Below are 22,388 nucleotides of genomic sequence, written 5' to 3' on the forward strand. Positions count from 1 at the left end.
GCACGCGGCATCGTCAACATGACCGCCGTCGCCGTCGTCGAGGCGCAGGGCTAGGCACCGTTCCGGCCGGCGGGGGCAAGGCTTTCGCGGGGCACGGCTTTCTGGAATGAGCGCCGTGCCCGGCCCCGGGCGCATCCGGTCAGGGCGTGATTTCTCGCGACGTCCCGACCAGCGGGGCGAAGGCGGCCGGGCTCGGCGTTATGCCGAGGCCGGGGCCGTCGGGAAGCGAAACCGTTCCGTCCGCGTTGACGGGCGGGCGGCCCAGGGCATCGAAGAGCGGATGCGGACCCATATCGTATTCCAGATAGGGCATCGGTGCGGCAGCCCCGGCCGGCATTGCCGGCTGGGCGGCGGCGAAATGCAGGGCGGCGTAGAGATTGACCGAACTGCCCCACACATGAGGGATCACCGGCCGCGCATACAGTTCCGCCAGCGCCGCGACGCGGCTGACACCGCTCAGTCCCCCACAGATCGCGATGTCGGGTTGCAGCACGTCCATGGAGCCGGTGGACAGGAACGGCAGGAAGGCACGGGCTTCGCCGTAGGTCTCGCCTCCCGCGAGCGACGTCTCGACGCGGCCGGCCAGCAGACGGTAGCCGTCGATATCCTCCGGCGTGGTGGGTTCCTCGATCCATAGCGGTCGCGAGTCCGCCATGCGCAGGCTGGCGTCCAGCGCGGCCCGTGGGCTGTAGGCCTGATTGAAGTCGACCATCAGCGTCCCGTCCTCTCCCATGAGACGGCGCACCTTCGCGGCGATCGCGGCGTCTTCCCGGGGATGGAGGCCGCTGCGCAACTTGATCGCCTTGAAGCCGGCCTCGAGATAACCCGCCGCTTCGCGCTCGAAGTCGCGATAGGGATGGCCGCCGGGCTTGAAGAACGGCCCGCTCGCATAGGCAGGCACCCGCTGGCGCAGGGCACCCCCCAGCACCGTCGCCAGGGGGACGCCCATGAGGCGGGCCGCCAGATCGTGGAGCGCCATGTCGAGAGCGGCGATCGCCATGCGCGACACCCCTTCGCCGCCGGTCGCCGCACACATGTCGTGCCACAGCCGGCCGACCTGCATCGCGTCCTGGTCGAGCAGCCTGTGGGCCAGCCGGCTCTCGATGACCGCAGCGGCGGCATGGGGGAGGGCCCAGGTTTCCCCCCATCCCGAAACGCCCGAGCGATCCACGACCTCTACGAGCAGGGTCTCCCGCGACTGGAAGAAGACGAGCGCGTTGCCGATCGTCTCCGGCAACGCCGTGACGAGGTGATAGAGCCGGACAGCGGAGATACTCATGGGGCAACCTTGGATGTACCGACGTCGGGTACCGGAGCGGCGGGATAGAGGAGGTCGCGCATGCTGCGTCCCAGCACCAGGATGCAGCCCGCCGTGACCGCCATGGCGACGGCAAGAAAGATCAGCGCGCCGCTGAAGCCGCCGGTGGCATCGCGTACCCAACCGATGATGGACGGGCCGAAGAAGCCCCCGACGCTGCCGATCGAATTGATCACGGCAATCCCGGCCGCCGCCGCGGTTCCCGTCAGCAGCGTGGTCGGGAAGATCCAGATGTTGGGCGACGCGCCACCGATGCCGGCGGCACCGATCGTCAGTCCGATCAGGCCGAGGATGGGCGAGGGAGCCAGCGCGGCCAGCACGAAGCCTGCCGCGCTGAGGAGGAACGGCCCGGCCGCATGCCAGACGCGCTCGCCGGTCCGGTCGGCGTGGCGGCCGACCACGATCATGGCAATCGCCATGAAGGCGGCGGGAATCGCCGTCACGAAACCGGTCTGCAGGTTGGTGAGGCCGAAGGCCTTGACGAATTGCGGCATCCAGATCGCGATGCCGGTCGTGCCCATCACCAGTCCGATGGCGATGACGCACATCAGCAGGACGCGCGGGTCCGCCAGCGCCTTGCCGACCGAGAACTTCACCCGCGATTCCTGGGCGGCCCGCTCGGTGTCGAGGCGGCGCGTCAGCCACTCCCGTTCGCCGGCGTCCAGGAACGTCGCCGTGCGCGGCGTCTCGGGGAGCGCCATCAGGACGACGAAGCCCATGATGATGGCGGGCATGGCCTCAATGAGGAACATCCACTGCCAGCCGGCGAGGCCATGGACGCCCGTCATGTTCTCGATGATCAGGCTCGAGACCGGCGCGCCGATCACCGACGACATCGGCACGGCGATATTGAAGGTGGCGAACATGAGCGCGCGGTAGGCTCGCGGGAACCACAGCGTCATGTAGAAGATGATGCCCGGGAAGAAGCCGGCCTCCGCGGCGCCAAGCAGCAGGCGCACCGTATAGAAGCTCGCCGGATTCCAGACGAAGGCGGTGAGGGCCGAAAGAATGCCCCAGGTAATGAGGATCCGCGCGATCCAGACCCGTGCGCCGAACCGGACCAGCAAGAGGTTGCTCGGCAGTTCGCAGACGATGTAGCCGAGGAAGAAGATGCCGGCGCCGAAACCGAAGGCCGAGGCGGAGAAGCCAAGATCCTGGTTCATCGTCAGTGATGCGAAGCCGATATTCACGCGGTCCAGGAAGGCCGCGAAGTAGCACACGATGATGATCGGCAGGATGCGCCATGCTGCCTTCGAAACGATGTCGGGCCGTTCGTCCATTGGACAATCCTCCTTTGGCGGTCTTTGCCGCTTGAACAGGAGCGTTATTGTCGGATTGACTTTCCAAAACAAATGGGATGTTTAAAAGAAAATACATTGGAGAATCTGATATGCGCCCCTCCCTGGCGCAGTTGGAGGCCTTCTACTGGACGGCCGAGCTGGGTTCGGCGCAACGCGCGGCCCGCCATCTGAATATCGCCCAACCCACCATCTCGCTGCGACTGAAGGAGCTTGGCGAGCATCTGGGGCTCGCGCTGCTGGAGCGGAGCGGCCGGGAGCTGCGGGTGACGCCGGAGGGCCGGGCGCTTCTCCCGCGGGTGGCCAACATCCTGGCGGAGCTGCGCGGGATCGTCAGCCATGATCCGACCCGGCAACTCGTCGGCCCGATCCGCATCGGGCTGGCGGAAGGTTTTGCCGTCAACTGCCTCGCGCCCCTGCTGGCGGCTTTGCTCGACAGCCATCCGGGACTGCAACCCGAATGGTTCGTCTCCACCAGCACGACCCTGGAGGCTCAGCTGCGGGGCGACGTGCTGGATGTCGGCGTTTTGCTGAACCCTGTCGGCGACGAGCGGCTGACCATGGTGGCTCTCGGGTCGCAGCCGACCGCCTGGGCGGTTCCGTCCGCCTGGGGTCTGGATGGTCCGCTGGCTCCGCAGGATATCTGGTCGCTGCCCATCATTTCGAACCCGCCGCCTTCGGCGATGCATCGCCAGGTCACCGCCTGGTTCGCGGCTGCCGGGCTGTCTCCCTCCCGGCTCAGCGTGTGTTCGAGCGTCGCGGTGATCGCTGAACTGGTCGCGGAAGGCATCGGCATGAGCGTGCTGCCGGAGCGCATGGTGACGCGTCTCGTCACCGACGGTCTGATCCAGCTCGTGGCCACCAATCCTCCGATCGAGGATGGGCGTCTGTTCGTCGTGTCCAGAAACGGCGGCGATGATGCGAAATTTCAATTGATCGTATCGATCATTAAAAAGGTTCTTCATAATATAAAATATCTGAGAGATTAATTGTAGTCAGCTTTCTTTTGAGGTTTGGCGCAATTTTGTATTGTAGACAAATTTCATATCGTTTTATTGTTCAGTTTATCTTGGCAGTGGTGGCTCAGGAATTGCTGTCTCGATAGCCGATCAACCCAACGACAGAAACCGGAGGCCGTTCCCATGCCGCACGTCATCGTCAAGCTTTTCCCCGGTCGATCGGACCAGCAAAAGCAGCGCCTGGCGGATGAGATCGTCAAGGCCGTCATCGCGGCGCTGAACAGCGAGGAGAAGTCGATTTCCGTCGCCGTCGAGGACGTCGAGCCGGCGGAGTGGACGGAGAAGGTCTACAACCCGGATATCCGCGACAACATGGCCCGGATCTACAAGCAGCCGGGCTATACGCCAGACTGACCAGAGCAGCCTCGCCTCCGCTCGGGCTCCCGGCGCTTTCGGGCTTCGGGATCTGCGGGCGCCGTCGGTCGACGGGAAGCCGGTGCCGCGGTCGGCGAGGGTAGCCGTTGGTGCCGCATCGCATCCAGGAGGGTCGCGAAAATCGGGACTGCTCACCGAATGGGCATGCGATGCCTGCAACTTGACGGTTGCTCGTCCAACAATCGGTGCGCCCCCAGACAAGTTTCCCGTGCCTCGCCTGCGTAACACTTTGAACCTCGCTACCCGTCTTGCCGTGCCCATGCACGCGCTGGCAGAGGAGAAGGTTCAGTGGCACGCACTCTCGACACGCATTCCGGCGGACGCCGCATGTCCGTCGTCTCGCAATTTCGGTCGGCGCTGGCCGGCGCCCTCGCTCTCGCCGTCGCCGCCGGCGGCCTCGCCACCGCGCTGCCCTCGAAGGCCGAGGCCGCCGCGCCGGAGGCCTGTGCCGCGCTGCAGGCGAAATATCCCGGTCTCAAGGGCAAGACGCTGGTCAACGCCATCAACCCGCACACGCCGGGCTACGAGACCATCGATCCGAGCGATCCCACCAAATATATCGGCTTCGACATCGACCTCGGCGAGGCCATCGGCGAGTGCCTCGGCTTCAAGCTGACCTACAAGCCGGTCACCTTCGCTTCCCTGCTCACCACCCTTCAGGCGGGCCAGGCCGATATCGTCATCTCCGACATCTATGCCACCAAGGACCGCGCCAAGGCGGCGGATTTCATCACCTATCTCAAGGTGTTCGACGGCGTGCTGGTGGCCAAGGGCAACCCGAAGGGCATCACCGGCATCAACCTGTCGCTCTGCGGCACGGTGGCGGCCGAGAACACCGGCTATGTCGAGGTGCCGTTGATCCAGGCGCTGGAGGCCGAGTGCAAGGCGGCGGGCAAGTCGGCGCCGGAAATCCTGCTGTTCGACAACAACGCCAACTGCATCCAGGCGATCCTCGCCGGCCGCGCCGACACCTATATCAACGACGTCAACACCGTGGACGGCGCGGTGAAGGCCTATCCCGACAAGCTGGCGAAGGCGACGGCGGTGACGCTGCCCTATTCGGTCGGCATCGGCGTGCCCCGCAACAATGTCGAGTTCCGCGATGCGGTGTTCGCCGCGCTGAGTGAGATCCAGAAGTCCGGCCTGCAGGCCGAGCTGATGAAGAAGTGGAACCTGCCGGCCGAGCAGCTGGAGAGCCCCACGCTGGTGCTCGCCGACTGAACGCCGACCGACTGAACGCCGACCGTCTCGGGCGGTCGCGGGCTCTTCCCGCGGCCGCCGATTCCCGACAGCCGCGAAAAGGCCGATGGATCTCTTTCTCCACTATCTCAGCATGCCCTACCTCTTCGACGGGGTCGGCTACACGCTGCTGATCACTGTGCTCGGCCTGCTGGGCGGCCTGGCGATGGGCGTCGTGCTCGCTGCCATGCAACTCAGCCGCTTTCGCGGGCTGGCCGTCATCGCGCGGGGCTACTCGATCATCTTTCGCGGCACGCCGCTGATCCTGCAGATGGTCTTCTGCTACAACGCCCTGCCGCTGATCGGCATCAAGCTGAGCGCGATCTCCGCTGCGAGCCTGGCGCTGGCCCTCAACGAGGCGCCGTTCATCGCCGAGATCCTGCGCGCCAACGTCATCGGCGTGGAGCGAGGCCAGGTCAGCGCGGGCCAGGCGCTGGGCATGACGCCCTCCGCCATCATGCGCCGGATCATCGCCCCGCAGGCTATCCGCTCCATGGTGCCGGCGCTCGGCAACGAGGCGGTGAGCGCGCTGAAGAATTCCTCGCTGGCGTCGGTGGTGGCGGTGCAGGAACTGACGCTGCGCTCGACCCAGCTCGCCTCGGCGACCTTCGATTTCTTTTCCATCTTCTTCGCTTCCGGGCTGATGTACCTCGTCCTCACCGGGGCGATCGCCATCATCCAGATCCTCGTCGAGATGCTGCTGGATCTCGACCGGCCGCCGCCGCGCGAGCAACTGCGCCGCGCCTTGCGCGCCCTGCTGCCGGGCCGTCCGGAACCATCCCGCGCCGACGGCTCCGCCGTCGTTCCGCAGGGGGCTGGAGAGGTCGACCGGAAGGCCGTCGCCGATCCGCTGCCTCCGGCGGCGCCGAAAGCGGCCGCCGTCACGCCGGCGGACCGGGAAGCGCGGGCCCGGCGTCTCGCCGGCAACGGCTTCGCCGTCGAGGTGAAGGGCGTGCGCAAGATCTATGGCAGCCAGACGGTCCTCGACGGCATCGACCTGTCGGTGCGCGCCGGCGAGGTGGTGGCGCTGCTCGGGCCGAGCGGCTCGGGCAAGAGCACGCTGCTGCGTTGCATCAACCGCCTCGAGGGCTGGGAGGGCGGTACGATCCGGGTCGGCGGCCAGTCGCTCGGCTCCGACGAGGACGGGCGCCCGCGTTCGCCGCGGGGCGTGGCGCAGATGCGGGCCAGCGTCGGCGTCGGCATGGTGTTCCAGCAATTCAACCTGTTCGGTCACCTCACTGCACGCGAGAACATCGCCGGCCCCCTGCGCTGGGTGCAGGGGCTGTCGCGCTTCGATTCCCATCGCCAGGCGGACGAACTGCTGGAGCGTGTCGGTCTTTCGCACCGCGTCGGCGCCTTGCCGCGCCACCTGTCCGGCGGCCAGCAGCAGCGGGTCGCCATCGCCCGCGCCGTCGCGCCGGGCCCGAGCGTGCTGCTGCTCGACGAGCCGACCTCGGCGCTCGATCCCGAACTCGTGGGCGAGGTTCTGGAAGTCATTCGCCGCCTCGCCGTCGAGGAGGGGCTGGCGATGATCATCTCGACGCATCAGTTGCGTTTCGCGGGCGAGGTCGCCGACCGCATCGTCTTCCTCTCCGGCGGGCGGATCGTCGAAGAGGGGCCGGCCCAGCAGATGCTCCGTGCGCCCAGCCACCCGCTGACCGTGCGTTTCCTCAGCTCCATGAATGCCGAATAGCGGCGGGCTGCCGGCATGTGCCGCCCGCCGCCTCCCTGCGCAGATCGAGGTTCCCATGAACAAGCATCACCTTGCCACGCATCACCTGCCCGCGACCCCCGAAACCGTGCACTGGGGCTATTTCAGCCGCACGCTGAAGCCGGTGCTGACGCTGAAGTCGGGCGAGCGCGCGGTGATCGAGACCATCACCCATCATGCCAATGACGACCATGAGCGGATGATCGCGGGCGACAAGGCGGCGGAGGAGATCTTTCTCTGGACCCGGGAGCAGAAGACCCTGCGCCGGCGCGGCGCCGGCGCGACCGAGGGACCGTTCACCTATGGCGCGGGCGAGGGGCTCGGCGTGCATCTGCTGACCGGGCCGATCGCCATCGAGGGGGCGGAGCCAGGCGACGTCATCGAGGTCCGCATCATCGACGCCTATCCGCGCCCGAGCGCCAATCCGGCCTATAAAGGCCGCTTCTTCGGCTCGAACCCCTCAGCGAACTGGGGCTTCCAGTATCAGGACCTGATCGAGGAGCCGAAACCGCGCGAAGTCGTCACCATCTACGAGCTCGACATAGGCGAGGCGGTGGTGAAGGCGCTCTACTCCTATCGCTGGACGCCGCAGACCGATCCGGACGGCATCGTCCACCCGACGATCGACTATCCCGGCGTGCGGGTCGATCACGCCACCATCGTCAAGAAGGAAGGCATCCTTGCCGGCATCAAGGTGCCGGCTCGCCTGCATTTCGGCACGATGGGTCTTGCGCCGGCCGAGGCCGATTTCGTGAGCACGATCCCGCCCAACTATACCGGCGGCAACATGGACGACTGGCGCATCACCAAGGGCGCGCGGATGTACTATCCGGTCGCGGTGCCCGGCGGCCTGTTTTCCTGCGGCGACGCCCATGCCTCGCAGGGCGACAGCGAACTGTCCGGGACCGCCATCGAGATCTCGCTCACCGGCGAATTCGAGTTCATCCTCCACAAGCAGGACAGACTCGAAGGGACGATCCTGGAGGGATTGACCCATCCTCTGCTCGAGAATGACGACGTCTGGTCGGTCTACGGCTTCAGCGTCGCCAACTATCTCGCCGAGCTGGGCCCCGACCACCAGTACGAGATCCTCAAGCGTTCGAGCCTCGACAACGCCATGCGCGACGCCTTCCGCAAGCTGCGCCGGTTCCTGATGACGGTGCACAAGCTTTCGGAGGACGAGGCGATCTCGCTGATGTCGGTCGCGGCCGACTTCGCCGTCACCCAGGTGGTGGACGCCAATTGGGGCGTTACCGGCTCGATCCGCAAGAGCATCTTCGCCGCGCGCTGAAGAGGTGTGCCGGGCGATCTGTGGGTCGCCCGGTGCCGGTCCCGTCGCGGAACCGAGGCATGGTCCTTGCTTCGAAGGTCCTCCATGCCGAGGTCCGAGCCATGAATGCGCAGCCGTTCACCAGCGAGTCTTATTCCGGGGACGCCGGTGAGAGCGCCTGGCAGGACGTGCTGCGCAGCTTCGGCATGCAGTCTCTCCGGGCCCGCATCGGGCCGCCGTCTCATGCGACGGCACTCTCGCGCCTGTCGTCGGCCGGCGTCCGGCTCGGCAAGTTCTCGGCGGATGCCCAGACCTTGAGGGGGCTGCCGTCGCGGGCAGGTCTGCCCCTGCTGGTCATGCCGGTGGAGAACAGCACGGTCCTCGCCTTTGGCGACGAACAGCAGATCGTTCCCGCCGGGCAGCTCATCCTGGCTCCGCGCGGAGTGGACTGGCAGGTGCAGTTCCAGCGCGGGCTGCGAGCGGTGGTGCTGTCGGTGCCGGCGGAGGCGTTTCGCGGACGAAAAGTGCCGCCGCTGGCGGCGTGCCAGCCTCGCATCTTCGATGCCGAGGGGTTGCCGGACATTCTGGCGCGTACCGCGCACGCCACCGCCGGGGCGCTCGACCGGCTGTCGGAGCCGGAATGGGAGGCGGTGGCGCAAAGCGCGGCCGAATTGCTGCTCGCTCTGTCGGCGGAGCTGATGACGGCGGCGGCCGATCCGTCGTCGAGCCGCGCCGCGCTGCTCCAGCGGCTCTACGCTACCATCGAACGGAGCATTGGCGGCACGGATATTTCCATCGCGGACATCGCCCAGGCCGAGGGCATATCCGAGCGCTATGTGCAGAAGCTGTTCGAGGGTACCGGCGAGAGCTTCAGCCACTATGTGCGCGAGCGCCGGCTCCAGCGGGCCTGGCACGACCTTGCCAATCCGGCCGAGGCCGCCGTGCCGATTTCGGAGATCGCCTATCGCTGCGGTTTCGCCGATTCCGCTCATTTCAGCCGGCTGTTCCGCGAGCGCTTCGGCCTTCCGCCGCGCGAACTGCGCCGGCGCGAGGCTGATCGGCAGACGCAGGGCACGATGTCGAGCGGTCAGCGGGGATGGCCGCAGGAGGCGCTGGTCCAACTGCGGTCGCGACAGGCGAAGGGCGCCGCCGACACGCGCCGTGTCGTCCTGCGCGAGGACGGCGAGCCGGCGACCGCGCCATCGGAGGCGCCCACGCGCCACTATCTGCCGGTCCAGGCCCAGCATGTGCACTGGGGATATTTCAGCCGGTCGCTGGAGCCGCTGATCGAGATCGCTTCCGGCGACATCGTCACCGTCGAGACGTTGACGCAGCACGCCTCCGACGACCCGGCCCGTATGATCGAGGGGGATCCCGGTGCCGAGAGCGTCTTCCATTGGACGCGTACGGCAAAGGCGGTGGATCGGCGCGGTGCCGGCCCGCTCGATGCGTCGGTGTTCGGGCGCGGTGCGGGGGAGGGCTTCGGGGTGCATATCTGCACCGGGCCGGTGGCGGTGTGCGGCGCCCAGCCCGGCGACGTGCTGGAAGTGCATATTCTGGACATCGAACCGCGGCCCTGCCGGAATCCCGATTTTTCCGGACAGGTGTTCGGTAGCAGCGTCGCGGCGTGGTGGGGGTTCCACTATTCGGAATTCCTCAACGAGCCGCATCCGCGCGAGACGGTGACGATCTACGAGATCATTGCCGATGCCGACGAGCCTTATGCGCAGGCGATCCATTCCTATCGCTGGGAACCACAGACCGATCCGTTCGGCGTTCGGCATGTGCTCTACGATTATCCCGGCGTGCTGGTTCGACCGCACACGGTCACTCTGCGGAAGAATGTGCTTGAGGGGGTGCGCATTCCGCTGAGGCCGCATTTCGGCGTCATCGCCGTCGCCCCGCGCGAGGCCGAACTCGTGGATTCCGTGCCGCCGGCCTATTTCGGCGGGAATCTCGACAATTGGCGGTTGGGTAAAGGGGCGACGGTTTATCTGCCGGTCTCTGTTCCCGGCGCATTGTTGTCCATTGGCGATCCGCATGCGGTGCAGGGGGACGGTGAACTTTCGGGCACGGCGATCGAATGCTCGATGACCGGCACGTTTCGCGTCACGCTGCACAAGAAGGCAGACATCGGCGGTACCGAACTCGCCGACCTGACCTACCCGCTGATCGAAACGCCGGAGAACTGGGTGCTGACCGGCTTCAGCCATCCCAACTATCTCGCCGAATTCGGCGCCAATGGGCAAAGCGAGGTCTACGCAAAATCCTCGCTTGATCTCGCCATGCGCGACGCTTTCCGCAAAATGCGGCGCTTCCTCATGGCGACAAAGGGGTTAAGCGAAGATGAGGCCGTCGCCCTGATGTCGGCGGCGGTGGATTTCGGCATCACTCAGGTGGTGGATGGCAATTGGGGGGTCCACGCCATTCTGAGCAAACGGCTTTTTTCGCAGGGGGGCCGCACAGCCGGCGAGAAGGGCATCTCCATCCGGCCTGAAGGTTAGCGCGGGGCTGTGGCCCTCCTCACGGAGAAGCAGCGCGGTCCGATAGCTGGCTCCGGGCCGTGGCGACGATCTCGTGGGTGAGATCAGCGAGCCGATCCGCCGCGAGACGGTTGATCTGCCAGTACAGTGGAATGTCCAGCGGCGTGTCGGGCACCAGTTCCACCAGCCGGCCGGAGAGCAGATGCGGCCGTACCAGCTGGATCGGGTTCAGGCTCCATCCCATGCCGGCGAGGCTGGCATCGACGAAGCCCTGCGTCGAAGGCAGCCAATGGGTGGGATAGACCAGCTCGTCGCCGAAGGTCCGGCGCGCCCACTGGCTCTGAAGCCCGTCCTTCTGGTTGAAGGTCAGTGCCGGTGCCTTGGCGATGGCGTGCGCGGTCACGCCCTCAGGGAAATGCCGCGCCATAAACTCGGGGCTTGCCGTCGCATGATAGCGCAGGGTGCCGAGCGGTGTCCGCCGACATCCCCGGACCGGCTTCTCCAGGCTGGTCACAGCCGCCACGACCCGCCCCCGCCGCAGCCACTCGGCGGTGTGGTCCTGATCGTCGACGGCGATGTTCAGCAGATATTGCGAGCGTTTGGCGACATTCGCCATCGCCGCCACGAACCAGGTCCCGAGGCTGTCGGCGTTCGTCGCAATGTGCAGCGTCACCCTTTGCTCCGGCTCGTCCGCGTCGACCAGCGCCGGCAGTTGCGCAAGCAGCTCGCCTTCGAGCAGGCCGACCGTTTCCATGTGCCGGCAGAGCCATTCGCCCTTTTCGGTCGCTGTGCACGGGCTACCCCGCGCGACCAGCACGACGCCGAGGCGCTCCTCCAGCTGCTTGACACGTTGGGAGATGGCGGACGGGGTCACGCGCAGCCGGCGCGCGGCCTTCTCGAAGCTGCCGGTCTGGACGATCGCCGCGACGGCGCGGAGCGCTGCATAGTCGATCATGGGTCAATTTTGCTTAACTGACATAAGTAGCATTAATTAGTCTAAACGCCGGAGTCGCGATACCAGCCGGGGCGTATCTCGTCGAAAAAGTATCGCGCCAGGAATGAGTTTCTCGGTTTATGTGACGGGCCTCCTGATGGGGCTCAGCCTGATCGTCGCCATCGGTGCGCAGAACGCCTTCGTTCTGCGCCAAGGGCTGCGCAAGGAACATGTCTTCGCCGTCTGCCTCGCCTGTGCGTTGTCCGACGCGGTGCTGATCCTGCTGGGCGTCACCGGCTTCCGGCAGGTCGCCGCGCTGCTGCCCTGGCTCGATCCGCTCATGCGCTATGGCGGCGCGGCGTTCCTAATCCTCTATGGCGCCCGCAGCCTGTGGTCCGCACTGCGGTCGTCGGGAACGCTGACGGTCGACGAGGCGCGGGCGTCGAGTTCTCGCCGGACCCTTGCCACCTGCCTCGCGCTGACCTGGCTGAATCCACACGTCTATCTCGACACCGTCATGCTGCTCGGTACCATCTCGACCCGTTTCCCCGGGCACCAGGCTTCGTTCGCGGCGGGTGCCATGACCGGCTCCTTCCTGTTCTTCTTTTCCCTCGGCTATGGTGCGGGCTGGCTGCGACCCATCTTCTCCAATCCGTCGGCCTGGCGGGTGCTGGAGGCGCTGATCGCCGCTACGATGTGGGCGATCGCTCTCCAATTGCTGCGCGGGGCGTGACGCCATCGCCGTTTTGCCCAATCTCGTGAGGAATCTTTCGTGGATCTGTTTCGCGGCCTTTCCGCCTTTTCCCTCACCCCGACCGACAGTGAAGGGCGTGTGCAGACCGATCCGCTCGGTGCTCTGCTCAATCGCATCCGAACGGCGGGAGCCGATTCCATCGGCCTGCTGGGCAGTACCGGCGGCTATGCCTTCCTCACCCGCGACGAACGGCGGCGCGCCGTCGAGGCGGCGGTCGAGGCGGTGGGCGGTCGCATGCCGATCATCGTCGGGGTCGGCGCGCTGCGAACCGACGAGGCGCTGGCGCTCGCCGGCGACGCCCGCAAGGCTGGGGCCGATGGATTGCTTCTCGCCCCGATGTCCTACACGCCATTGATGGATGAAGAGGTCTTCCAGCACATCGCCGCGGTCGCGGAGGCCGGCGACCTGCCGCTGTGCATCTACAACAATCCCGGCACGACCAAATTCGTTTTCAGCGAGGATCTGATCGTGCGGCTGGCGCAACTGCCGAACATCCGCGCGGTGAAGATGCCGCTTCCCGCCGACGGCGATTTCGCGGGCGAACTTGCGCGCCTGCGGGCGCGCACGCCGGACGGCTTTGCCATCGGCTATAGCGGCGACTGGGGGGCGGCCGATGCTCTGCTGGCCGGCGGCGATGCCTGGTACAGTGTCGCGGCGGGGCTGCTGCCTGGACCGGTGCTGAAGCTGGCGCGGGCCGCCGGGGACGGGGAGGTGGCGGAGACACGGCGTCTCGACGCCGCGTTCCAGCCGCTCTGGCAGCTGTTCCGGGAGTTCGGCAGCTTCCGGGTGATGTACGTCATCGCGGATCTGCTGGGTCTCGGCCAATTTCAACCGCCACGCCCGATCCTGCCGCTCGCCGAGGCGGTGAGGCCGCGCGTCGAGGCGGCGCTGCGGGCGCTCTAGCCCGGCCGACTGGCAGAGAGGGCGCCGAATGCCGCGTCCCCTAAAATCATCCCGTCGGGCCGGGCGGCCCGTTTCTGCCTGTCGATCCGCGTCGCGGGACGGAGCGGCTTCGTCGATGGCGGTTCAGGTTTGAGGAAGATAGGCTTCCACGACCTCCGTCCAGAAGGCGGCGCCGATCGGCAGCAGATCGTCGTTGAAATTGTAGCCGGGATGGTGGAGCGGGCGGTCGTTTTCCGAGGTGCGCGCGCCGAGGAAGAAATAGCTGCCCGGACGTTCCTTGAGCATATAGGCGAAATCCTCGCTCCCCATGCTCGGGCGCGGCATTTCGCTCACCTGTTCGGCACCGGCGAAGCGCACCGCGAGATCCCGCAGGAAGTCGGTTTCCGCCGCGTGGTTGATGGTGGCGTCGTAGCTGCGTTGATAGTTCACCTGAGCGCTCATGCCATAGCTCTCCGCCTGTCCTGCGGCGATCAGCCGGATGCGCCGCTCCAGCTCGTCGCGCACCGTCGGATCGAAGGAGCGGATGCCGACGACCAGCTCGGCGCGCTCCGGGATGACGTTGCTGGCCGATCCGGCATGGAAGGCACCGACCGTCACCACCGTCGGGTCGAGCGGGTGGATGTTGCGGGAGACGATGGTCTGCAGCGCCATGACGATGGAAGCACCGGCGACGATGGGGTCCGCCGTCGACTGCGGCTCGGCCCCGTGGCCGCCCCGGCCGCGCACGGTGATGCGGCACTCGTCCACCGCCGCCATGATCGGCCCGTCCCGGAAGGCGAACCGGCCGAAGGGCAGGTCCGGGTCGTTGTGAAGCGCGAAGACGGCATCGCAGGGGAAGAGGTCGAACAGCCCCTCCTCGACCATGATGCGGGCGCCGCCGAAATTCTCTTCGGCGGGCTGGAAGATGAGGTGGACGGTGCCGTCGAAATGGCGCCGCTCGGCGATGGCGCGGGCGGCGCCGAGCAGCATGGCGGTGTGTCCGTCATGGCCGCAGGCATGCATCAGGCCCGGCGTGGTGCTGGCATAGGGAAGGCCGGTCTCTTCAAGGATCGGCAGCGCGTCGATGTCGGCGCGGATGCCGACCGAGCGGGAGCCGGTGCCGTTGGACAGCGTGGCGACGAGCCCGGTTTTGGCGAGGCCGCGCGTCACCCGGTAGCCGAGCGCGGTAAGTTCGCGGGCGATGACGTCCGAGGTCCGCACCTCCTCCAGCCCGAGCTCGGGATGGGCGTGCAGATCCCGGCGCAGCGCGACCAGTTCCGGAATCGCATTGGTGAGCAGGGCACGGACATTCATCTCAGGCACTCCGGGTGGGTATCTTGTTCTCGAAATAGCGGAAGGCCAACACCAAGAAGGCGGTGAGGCAGAGATAGATGAGCGCCAGCAACAGCAGCGGCTCATAGGTGAGGAAGGTCATCTGGCGGATTTTCGACACCACCGCATAGACGTCGATCACCGTGATGGTGGCAACCAGCGGCGTCGATTTCAATTGCAGCACCGTCTCGCCGCTGAGCGTGGGAAGCGCGCGATGCACCGCGCGCGGCAGCCAGATGCGCCGGAACACCTTCCACCGGCTCATGCCGAAGGCGCGGGCGGCCTCCAATTCGCCGGGCGGGACGCCGGCGAAGGCGCCGCGCATCACCTCGCCCTCATAGGCGGCGAAGGAGATCGTCAGGGCGGCGACGCCATAGGGCCACGCCTCGCGCAGCCAGGGCCAGAGGAAGGACTGCCGGATGGCGGGGAATTGCGGGAAAAGCGAGCCGAGCCCGTAATAGAGCAGCCAGAGCTGCAACAGCAGCGGCGTGCCGCGAATGATGGTACAGAAGCCCTTGGCGAGCAGCTTCAGCGGCCACGGGCCGGTCACCTGCACCAGCCCGATCGGGACCGCGAACACGAAGCCGAGCAGGCAGGTGCTCACCAGCATGAGCAGCGAGACGACGACGCCATTGGCGAGGCGACCGGCATAATCCGGCAGCCAGTCCCACCGCAGGAACCAGACGGCGCAGAACACGATGGCCGCGGCGACCGCCATCAGCGCGAGACGGTGCGGCTTGAGGAGGCCCCTGGCGCTCGGCAGCCGCGTGAGCGCCGTGGCCTCGACGATGGTGCTCTCCTCGCTGGTCATCGCGTCGCCACCCATCCCCGCCGGGCGCGGGCCTCGATGACGCGGATGATGAGGTTCGAGATCAGCGTCAGCGCGAGATAGAGCACGCCGGCGGCGCAGAAGAACAGCATATAGGCCTTGGTGGTGCCCGCCGCCTGCCGGGTGACCAGCGTCAGCTCGCTGAAGCCGACCACCGCGAGCAGCGCGGTGTCCTTGGTGGAGATCAGCCACAAATTGGACAGCCCCGGCAGGGCATGCGGCAGCATGGCCGGCAGGGTGACGCGTCGCAGGATGAGCAGCGGCGACATGCCGAAGGCGCGGGCCGCCTCGATCTGTCCGGACGGCACGGCGCGGATGGCGCCGCGGATCACCTCGGTGGCATAGGCGCCCTGGACGACGCCGATGACGAAGATGCCCGCCGCCAGCCCGCTGATGTCGACCGCGCCGTAGCCCGCCGCGGAGGCAAGGCGGTTCAGCAGGTCGGTGCCGGCATAATAGAGCAGCAGGATGAGGACCAGCTCGGGAACCGCCCGCACCACGGTGGTGTAGACCTCCATCAGGTCCTTCGTCACCGGCCCGCCATAGAGCTTGCCGAAGGCGCCGCCGGTGCCGAGCACGAGGCCGAGCGAATAGCCGCCGATGGCGATCTTGATCGAGTTCATCAGCCCGGCCAGCAGCACCCCGCCCCAGCCGGGCGGATCGAGCGCCAGAAGGCCCCAGTCGATCAGGGATGCGGGATCGGCCGCCATGGCTCCGCCTCGCTCTGGAGGGAAGGAGGCCGGTGCACGCGGCGCCGGCCCGGTTCACGCGGGATGGGGCGCCCGGTCAGCCGCCGTAGATGTCGAAGTCGAAATACTTCTTCGAGAAGGTGTCGTAGGTGCCGTTGGCACGGATCGCCTTGATCGCGGCGTTGATCTTGTCCTTCAGCGCGGTGTCGCCCTTGCGCAGGCCGACACCGACGCCGGCGCCGAGCACTTCCGGATCGTCCTTCACGTTGCCCTTCAGCTCGCAGCACTGCTTGCCCTGGTCGGACTTCAGGAAGGCGTCGAGCGCGATGGCGTCGGCCTGCACGGCGTCGAGACGGCCGGCGGCGAGATCGTTATTGGCCTCGTCCTGCGTCTGGTACTCCTTGACCGTCGCGCCGGCGCTGCCGAAATACTTGTTCGCATAGTCCTGGTGGATGGTGGCGACCTGCACGCCGATCGTCTTGCCCTTCAGGCTGGCCGGGGTGGCGTCGAATTTCTCGCTCTTCGGGCCGATCACGCCGGTCGGCGTGTTGTAGTACTTGTCGGAGAAGTCGATCGTCTTCAGGCGTTCCGGCGTGATCGACATCGAGCCGACGATCATGTCGATCTTCTTGGAGGTCAGCGCCGGGATGATGCCGTCCCAGGCGACCGGGGTGATGACGCAGTCGAGCTTGGCCTGCGCGCAGATCGCCTGCATGAACTCCACCTCCCAGCCTTCCCACTTGCCGGTGGCGTCGGGCGAGGCGAAGGGCGGATAGGGCTCGGCGGCAAAGCCGACCTTGAGCGGCTCGGCCGCGGCGGAGGCGAGGCCGGCAAGACCGATGGCCGCGGCGAGCGCCATCGCTTTCAGCGCATTCTTCATGATCGTTCCCCTTTGTTTTTCGGTTCTTAGTGACTGGAATGGATGAACTTCTTCAGCCTCTCCGACTTCGGGGCGCCGAAGATCTGCTCCGGCGGCCCCTGCTCCTCGATCACGCCGTGGGCGAGGAAGACGATGTGATTGGCGACGTTGCGGGCGAACTTCATCTCGTGCGTCACCAGCAGCATGGTGCGCTTCTCCCGCGCGAGATCGCCGATCACGCCCAGCACCTCGCCGACCAGTTCCGGATCGAGCGCGGAGGTCGGCTCGTCGAACAGCATGGCGTGCGGCTGGATGGCGAGGGCACGGGCGATCGCCGCGCGCTGCTGCTGGCCGCCCGAGAGGAAGGCCGGGTAGGCGTCGCGTTTCTCGAGGAGCCCGACGCGGCGCAGCAGCGTCTCCGCCCGCTCCGTCGCCTCGTCCCTGGAAACGCCGAGCACGTGGACGGGCGCCTCGATGACGTTCTGGATGATCGTCATGTGCTGCCACAGGTTGAAGCTCTGGAAGACCATGCCGAGCCGGGAGCGCAGCCGCTCGACCTGCCGGCGGTCCGTGGGGGCGAGCCCGCCATGGCCGTCGCGCCGCATCGCGATCGGCTCGCCGCGGATCGCCACCGATCCCTCGCTCGGCAGCTCCAGCATGTTGATGCAGCGCAGAAAGGTGGACTTGCCGGAGCCGGAGCCGCCGATAATGGCGATGACGTCGCCCTCATAGGCGGTGAGCGAGATTCCCTTGAGCACCTCCAGCGCACCGAAGCGCTTGTGCAGGTCCTTGACCGCGATCGCCTCGGCCCGTTCGCTCATGGATGCAACATCCATGGGAGCGGCGCCCCCGCTGCCCGGCATACAGAAGTCCGGCCCATGCCACGCCTTCCCCGCTTGTCGGAACGTCGCATTCCGGCGTCGAGGCTCGCCCGTCGCCTTCTTCCCTCTCGCCCATCGTTGCACTTTATGCGACAGTTACTCAAGCGTGTAACAGCGACGTTGGCGACTTTTTTATGCAGCGCCAAAAAATCAGCATTCGCAATCGAGGAGTAACAAATGTCGGCTTTCGGGTCCCAGGAGATGTCGGCGCCGCTGCAGCGCGTCCTGATGCGCCGCCCGGGGCCTAGCCTCCTGACGGCGGACCCGGCGCAATGGCATTACGGACCTAGCTTCGACGGCCACCAAGCGGCGCAGGAATACGCTGAATTCGCCCGCCTGGTTGAGCGTTCGGGTACCGAGATCATCTGGCTCGAAGACGACGGCGACGGGCTTGCCGACGCCATGTTCACCCATGACCCGTCGCTGGTCAGCGACCACGGCGCCATCATCCTGCGCATGGGCAAGCCGTTGCGGGCGAACGAGCCGGAGCTGCACGAAAAGGCCTATGCCGAGCGGCAGATTCCGATTCTCGGACGGATCGAGGCGCCAGGGACGGTCGAGGGCGGCGATTGCGTCTGGCTCGACGCCCGTACGCTGATCGTCGGGCGCGGCGTGCGCACCAATCAGAGCGGCATCGACCAACTGGGCGACCTGCTCGCGCCGCATGGCATCTCGGTGCTCGCCTTCGACCTGCCGCTTTGGCAGGGCGAGGCGGCCTGCCTGCATCTGATGAGCGTGATCAGCCCGCTCGCCGACGATCTGGCGCTGGTCTTCGCGCCCTTGCTGCCGGCGGCCTTCTACCAGCTGCTCAAAGCGCGCGGCATGCGGCTGATCGAGGCGCCGCCCGAAGAATTCCACGCCAGCAACGGCCTGTCGCTGAACGTGCTGCCGACCCAGCCCGGCCAGGTGATCATGGTCGCCGGCTTTCCGGCGACGCAGGCGGCGATGGAGGCGGCCGGCTGCACCGTCGACAGCTTCGCGGCGGAGGCGCTGTGCATCGCGTGCGAGGGAGGCCCGACCTGCCTTACCCGCCCGGTGCTGCGGCGCGCGGTATGACCCGGCGCAACTTTCACCGGGCCCCCGGCGCCGAGCGCCGGCACGACCTGATCGAGGCGACGCTGGACTGCATCGCCGAAGCCGGGCTCCAGGGCGCGACGGTGCGGCGGATCGCCATCAAGGCCGGGGTCACGTCCGGCCTGATCCGGCACTATTTCGACTCCAAGGAGATGATCCTGCAGGAAGCCTACCGGGTGGTGATCGCGCGGCTGACGGAGAAGGCCAAGGCGGTGACCGGCACGCCCGAGGAGCGGCTGCGGAGCTTCATCCTGATCAACCTCACCGAGCCGGTCGCCAACAGCCGCGGCCTCTCGCTTTGGGCTTCGTTCATCAGCCGGGTCGGCGTCGACCCGGCGCTCGCGGCGATCCATCGCGAAGGCTATCTCAGCTTCCGCCACACGCTCGAGGACCTGCTGGCGGAATTCCTCGTCGCGCGGGGCGAGGCGGCCGCTCCGGCGCGATGCCGGGCGCTGGCCATCGCGGTCAACGGCATCCTCGACGGCCTCTGGCTGGAAGGATGCCTGGCGGGAGAGCTGTTCGAGGACAGCGAACTGGTCTCGATCGCCTTTTCATCGATCGAGGCGCTGATCGGCCATCCGATCGGCGCCCCGGTCGCAACCGAGCAGGACCGGGAGGGTTCCGATGCGCTACGCCTCCATCACCGATAGGCTCGCGAGCCTCGGCTCCGAGAAATGGGCCGTTCATGTCGAGGCGCGCCGCCGCCGGGAAAGCGGCGAGCCCATCATCGAACTGACCATTGGCGAGCCGGACCTGCCGCCGCACGAGACGCTGATCGCCGAGGCGACGCGTGCCATGCAGGCCGGCCGCCACCGCTATTCGAACGGGCGCGGCGAGCAGATCGTGCTGGATGCGCTGGTACGCAAATATGCGCGGCGCCGGCCGGACGTGACCGGCGACAATATTCTGTGCTTCCCCGGCACGCAGACGGCGTTGTTCGCGGTGATGCTCGGCCTCGTCGAGACCGGCGACGCGGTGCTGGTCGGCGACCCGCTCTACGCCACCTATGAAGGCGTCATCCGCGCCACCGGCGCCGAGCAGGTCACCGTGCCGCTGCGCCCCGAGCACGGCTTCCACCTGCAGGCCGCCGATCTCGAGCGCGCGGTCACGCCGCGATGCCGGGTGCTGCTGCTCAACACCCCGCACAACCCGACCGGCGCGGTGCTGACGGCCGGCGAGATCGCTGCCATCGGCGAGGTCTGCCGCCGGCACGATCTGTGGATCGTCTGCGACGAGGTCTATGAGGACCTGGTGCTGTCCGGCAGCTTCGCCTCGCCCTTCGACGATCCCGAGCTTGCCGAGCGCACCATCGTCTGCTCGTCGATCTCCAAGTCGCATGCCGCTCCGGGCTTCCGTAGCGGGTGGGCGATCGGGCCGGTGGATTTCGCCCGCCGGCTGCTCGCCGTCTCCGAGACCATGCTGTTCGGCGGGCAGCCTTTCATCGCCGACATGACGGCCTATGCGCTCGACAACCCGGTCGATACCTCCGCGCGGATGCGGGACGCCTACCGGCGCCGCGTCGACCTCATCGTCGCGACGCTGGCGGGCGCGCCGGGGCTGGTGCCCTTCCCGCCGGAGGCCGGCATGTTCATCCTCGTCGACGTCAGCGGCACCGGCATGAGCAGCGAGGCCTTCGCCCGTGCCCTTCTCGACGAGGAACAGGTAGCGGTCATGCCGGGCTCGTCCTTCGGCGCCGGGGCGGCCGACTTCATCCGCATCAGCCTCACCGTGCCGGACACAGCCATCGAGGAGGCCTGCCGGCGCATGCGGGCTCTGGCGGCCCGCTCGGTGATCAGGGAGACGGAGCGGGCATGAACGGCACGAGCATGAGTGGCACGCGGACGGTCGGCGAGGCGTTGATCGACCTGCTCGCGGCCAATGGCGTCGAGGTGGTGTTCGGCATTCCCGGCGTTCACACGGTCGAGCTCTACCGGGGGCTGGCGGGATCCGCCATCCGCCACATCACTCCCCGCCACGAGCAGGGCGCCGGCTTCATGGCGGACGGCTACGCCCGCGTTACCGGCAAGCCCGGCGTGGCGCTGGTGATCACCGGCCCGGGCCTCACCAACACCATCACCGCCATGGCGCAGGCGCGGCAGGACTCGGTGCCGATGCTGGTGATCTCCGGCGTCAACCGCCGCAACTCGCTCGCCCAGGGGCGCGGCCTGCTGCACGAGTTGCCCGACCAGTCGGCGATGGTGAAAAGCTTCGCGCTCGCCTCGCACACGCTGGTCGATCCCGCCGAGCTGCCGGCAGTGATCGCGCAGGCCTTCGCCATCATGGGATCGAGCCGGCCCGGGCCGGTGCATATCGAGATCCCCACCGACGTCATGCCGCTGCCGGCTGGCGAGATAGCGCTCCGCCCGACACGCCCGGCGCGGCCCGGCACCGACGCGGCGACGCTGCAACGGCTCGCCGCGCTGTGCGCGGGCGCAACGCGCCCGGTGATCCTGTGTGGCGGCGGCGCGGTGTCGGCGGGCACCGCCATCACCGCGCTGGCCGAGCAGCTCGACGCCCCGGTGGTGCTCACCACCAATGCGAGGGGCCTGCTCGCGGGCCATAAGCTGCGCGTCCCCGCCAGCCCCAGCCTCGCGGCGGTCCGCGCGCTGATCGCGCAGGCCGATCTCGTCATCGCCCTCGGCACCGAGATGGGCCAGACCGACTACGACATGTATGCCGATGGCGCCTTCCCGCCTTTGGCCAGCTTCGTGCGCGTCGATATCGATGCGTTGCAGCTGTCGCGCGAACCGCGCGCCGCTCTCCCGGTGCTCTCCACTGTGGAGGCGGCGGTTGAGGGGCTGCTGCCGCTCGTGTCCGCGCATGCCGGCGACGGCGCCGCGCGGGCGCAGGCGGCGCGGGAGGCTGCGTGGAACGGGCTGTCGGCGAAGATCCGCACCGAGATCGACGTGATCGAGAGCATCTACCGGGCGCTGCCGGAGGCGATCATCGTCGGCGACTCCACCCAGCCGGTCTATGCCGGCAATCTCTATCTCGACACCGCGCGCCCGCTGTCCTGGTTCAACGCCGCCACCGGCTTCGGCGCGCTCGGCTACGGCCCGCCGGCGGCGGTCGGCGCGGCGATCGGCGCGCCGGGTCGCCCGGTGGTGTGCCTGACCGGCGACGGTGGCTTCCAGTTCTCGCTCGCCGAGATCGGCTCGGCGGCGGATGCCGGAGCGACGGTGATCTTCCTCGTCTGGAACAATGACGGCTATCAGGAGATCGAGACCTACATGCTGGATTGCGGCATCGAGCCCGAGGGCGTGAAGCCGTCGGCCCCCGACTTCGCCGCCATCGCCGGCGCCTATGGCGTGCCGGCGCTCAGCCTCGCCGACGTCGCCGAACTCGGCCCGGCGCTGGCCGCGGCGGCACAGCGCAACGGGCCGAGCCTGATTGAGATCCACCAGACCCGCACTCGGGGAGCCAGCGCGCCCTGACGCTCGC

The 22,388-nt window shown here is 67.4% G+C and carries 20 protein-coding genes; 12 read left to right on the forward strand and 8 right to left on the reverse strand.

What is annotated here, in order from left to right:
* Nucleotides 1–139: 139 nt before the first annotated feature.
* Both LGR54_RS17215 and LGR54_RS17220 read right to left on the reverse strand, forming a co-directional pair.
* Nucleotides 140–1,279: a mandelate racemase/muconate lactonizing enzyme family protein gene (locus LGR54_RS17215; protein ID WP_230363216.1), complete on the reverse strand. Its 1,140-nt coding sequence runs from the start codon at nt 1,277–1,279 to the stop codon at nt 140–142.
* Nucleotides 1,276–2,598 (reverse strand): MFS transporter, encoded by a 1,323-nt coding sequence (locus LGR54_RS17220; protein WP_230363217.1) that lies wholly within the window; start codon nt 2,596–2,598, stop codon nt 1,276–1,278. The genes LGR54_RS17215 and LGR54_RS17220 overlap by 4 nt, the downstream gene beginning before the upstream one ends.
* A gap of 110 nt (nt 2,599–2,708) precedes the next feature.
* On the opposite strand from LGR54_RS17220, the gene LGR54_RS17225 reads away from it, so the two are divergent.
* From LGR54_RS17225 to LGR54_RS17250, 6 genes are all read left to right on the forward strand, one after another.
* Nucleotides 2,709–3,605, forward strand: coding sequence for a LysR family transcriptional regulator (locus LGR54_RS17225; RefSeq protein WP_230363218.1), 897 nt, complete (start codon nt 2,709–2,711; stop codon nt 3,603–3,605).
* Between the two features lie 153 nt (nt 3,606–3,758).
* The gene (locus LGR54_RS17230) at nt 3,759–3,989 is read left to right on the forward strand and encodes a tautomerase family protein (protein ID WP_230363219.1); all 231 of its coding nucleotides are present in this window, start codon (nt 3,759–3,761) and stop codon (nt 3,987–3,989) included.
* A gap of 348 nt (nt 3,990–4,337) precedes the next feature.
* On the forward strand, nt 4,338–5,231 hold the full coding sequence (locus LGR54_RS17235) for an ABC transporter substrate-binding protein (RefSeq protein ID WP_255607695.1): 894 nt from the start codon (nt 4,338–4,340) through the stop codon (nt 5,229–5,231).
* Nucleotides 5,232–5,316: 85 nt separating this feature from the next.
* Nucleotides 5,317–6,942 carry an amino acid ABC transporter permease/ATP-binding protein gene (locus LGR54_RS17240; RefSeq protein WP_230363221.1) on the forward strand — a complete coding sequence of 542 codons (1,626 nt, stop codon included), beginning with the start codon at nt 5,317–5,319 and terminating at the stop codon, nt 6,940–6,942.
* 55 nt (nt 6,943–6,997) lie between these two features.
* A complete protein-coding gene (locus LGR54_RS17245; RefSeq protein ID WP_230363222.1) occupies nt 6,998–8,251 on the forward strand; it encodes an acetamidase/formamidase family protein in 1,254 nt (417 codons plus the stop codon).
* Between the two features lie 101 nt (nt 8,252–8,352).
* On the forward strand, nt 8,353–10,734 hold the full coding sequence (locus LGR54_RS17250) for an acetamidase/formamidase family protein (RefSeq protein WP_230363223.1): 2,382 nt from the start codon (nt 8,353–8,355) through the stop codon (nt 10,732–10,734).
* Between the two features lie 19 nt (nt 10,735–10,753).
* Here the strand turns inward: LGR54_RS17250 and LGR54_RS17255 are convergent, their stop codons facing one another.
* Complete coding sequence (locus tag LGR54_RS17255; protein ID WP_230363224.1) at nt 10,754–11,668, reverse strand: LysR family transcriptional regulator ArgP; 915 nt, start codon at nt 11,666–11,668, stop codon at nt 10,754–10,756.
* 103 nt (nt 11,669–11,771) lie between these two features.
* Here LGR54_RS17255 and LGR54_RS17260 point away from each other — a divergent pair, with 103 nt between their 5' ends.
* Together LGR54_RS17260 and LGR54_RS17265 are read left to right on the forward strand one after the other, a co-directional pair.
* On the forward strand, nt 11,772–12,380 hold the full coding sequence (locus LGR54_RS17260; RefSeq protein ID WP_230363225.1) for a LysE/ArgO family amino acid transporter: 609 nt from the start codon (nt 11,772–11,774) through the stop codon (nt 12,378–12,380).
* Between the two features lie 39 nt (nt 12,381–12,419).
* Nucleotides 12,420–13,304, forward strand: coding sequence for a dihydrodipicolinate synthase family protein (locus LGR54_RS17265; RefSeq protein WP_230363226.1), 885 nt, complete (start codon nt 12,420–12,422; stop codon nt 13,302–13,304).
* Between the two features lie 123 nt (nt 13,305–13,427).
* On the opposite strand, the gene LGR54_RS17270 is transcribed toward LGR54_RS17265, so the two are convergent.
* From LGR54_RS17270 to LGR54_RS17290, 5 genes are all read right to left on the reverse strand, one after another.
* A complete protein-coding gene (locus tag LGR54_RS17270) occupies nt 13,428–14,597 on the reverse strand; it encodes a M20 aminoacylase family protein (protein WP_230363227.1) in 1,170 nt (389 codons plus the stop codon).
* A gap of 1 nt (nt 14,598) precedes the next feature.
* Nucleotides 14,599–15,333: an ABC transporter permease subunit gene (locus tag LGR54_RS17275; RefSeq protein WP_230363490.1), complete on the reverse strand. Its 735-nt coding sequence runs from the start codon at nt 15,331–15,333 to the stop codon at nt 14,599–14,601.
* A gap of 89 nt (nt 15,334–15,422) precedes the next feature.
* On the reverse strand, nt 15,423–16,154 hold the full coding sequence (locus LGR54_RS17280; RefSeq protein ID WP_230363228.1) for an ABC transporter permease: 732 nt from the start codon (nt 16,152–16,154) through the stop codon (nt 15,423–15,425).
* A 76-nt stretch (nt 16,155–16,230) separates the two neighbouring features.
* Nucleotides 16,231–17,013 (reverse strand): transporter substrate-binding domain-containing protein, encoded by a 783-nt coding sequence (locus LGR54_RS17285; RefSeq protein WP_230363229.1) that lies wholly within the window; start codon nt 17,011–17,013, stop codon nt 16,231–16,233.
* A 26-nt stretch (nt 17,014–17,039) separates the two neighbouring features.
* Nucleotides 17,040–17,813 (reverse strand): ABC transporter ATP-binding protein, encoded by a 774-nt coding sequence (locus LGR54_RS17290; protein ID WP_230363230.1) that lies wholly within the window; start codon nt 17,811–17,813, stop codon nt 17,040–17,042.
* 237 nt (nt 17,814–18,050) lie between these two features.
* On the opposite strand from LGR54_RS17290, the gene LGR54_RS17295 reads away from it, so the two are divergent.
* The 4 genes from LGR54_RS17295 to LGR54_RS17310 are packed head-to-tail and all read left to right on the forward strand — an operon-like array spanning nt 18,051 to nt 22,381.
* Nucleotides 18,051–18,929 (forward strand): dimethylarginine dimethylaminohydrolase family protein, encoded by an 879-nt coding sequence (locus LGR54_RS17295; protein WP_230363231.1) that lies wholly within the window; start codon nt 18,051–18,053, stop codon nt 18,927–18,929.
* Nucleotides 18,926–19,597 (forward strand): TetR family transcriptional regulator C-terminal domain-containing protein, encoded by a 672-nt coding sequence (locus LGR54_RS17300; RefSeq protein WP_230363232.1) that lies wholly within the window; start codon nt 18,926–18,928, stop codon nt 19,595–19,597. Before LGR54_RS17295 ends, LGR54_RS17300 begins: the two co-directional genes overlap by 4 nt.
* A complete protein-coding gene (locus LGR54_RS17305; protein ID WP_230363233.1) occupies nt 19,572–20,762 on the forward strand; it encodes a pyridoxal phosphate-dependent aminotransferase in 1,191 nt (396 codons plus the stop codon). Before LGR54_RS17300 ends, LGR54_RS17305 begins: the two co-directional genes overlap by 26 nt.
* Entirely contained in the window at nt 20,759–22,381 is a 1,623-nt protein-coding gene (locus tag LGR54_RS17310) for a 5-guanidino-2-oxopentanoate decarboxylase (RefSeq protein ID WP_230363234.1), read from the forward strand. The genes LGR54_RS17305 and LGR54_RS17310 overlap by 4 nt, the downstream gene beginning before the upstream one ends.
* The last annotated feature ends 7 nt before the right edge of the window (nt 22,382–22,388 follow it).

It is taken from the genome of Ancylobacter sp. Lp-2 (genome assembly GCF_020523795.1).
Lineage (GTDB): Bacteria > Pseudomonadota > Alphaproteobacteria > Rhizobiales > Xanthobacteraceae > Ancylobacter.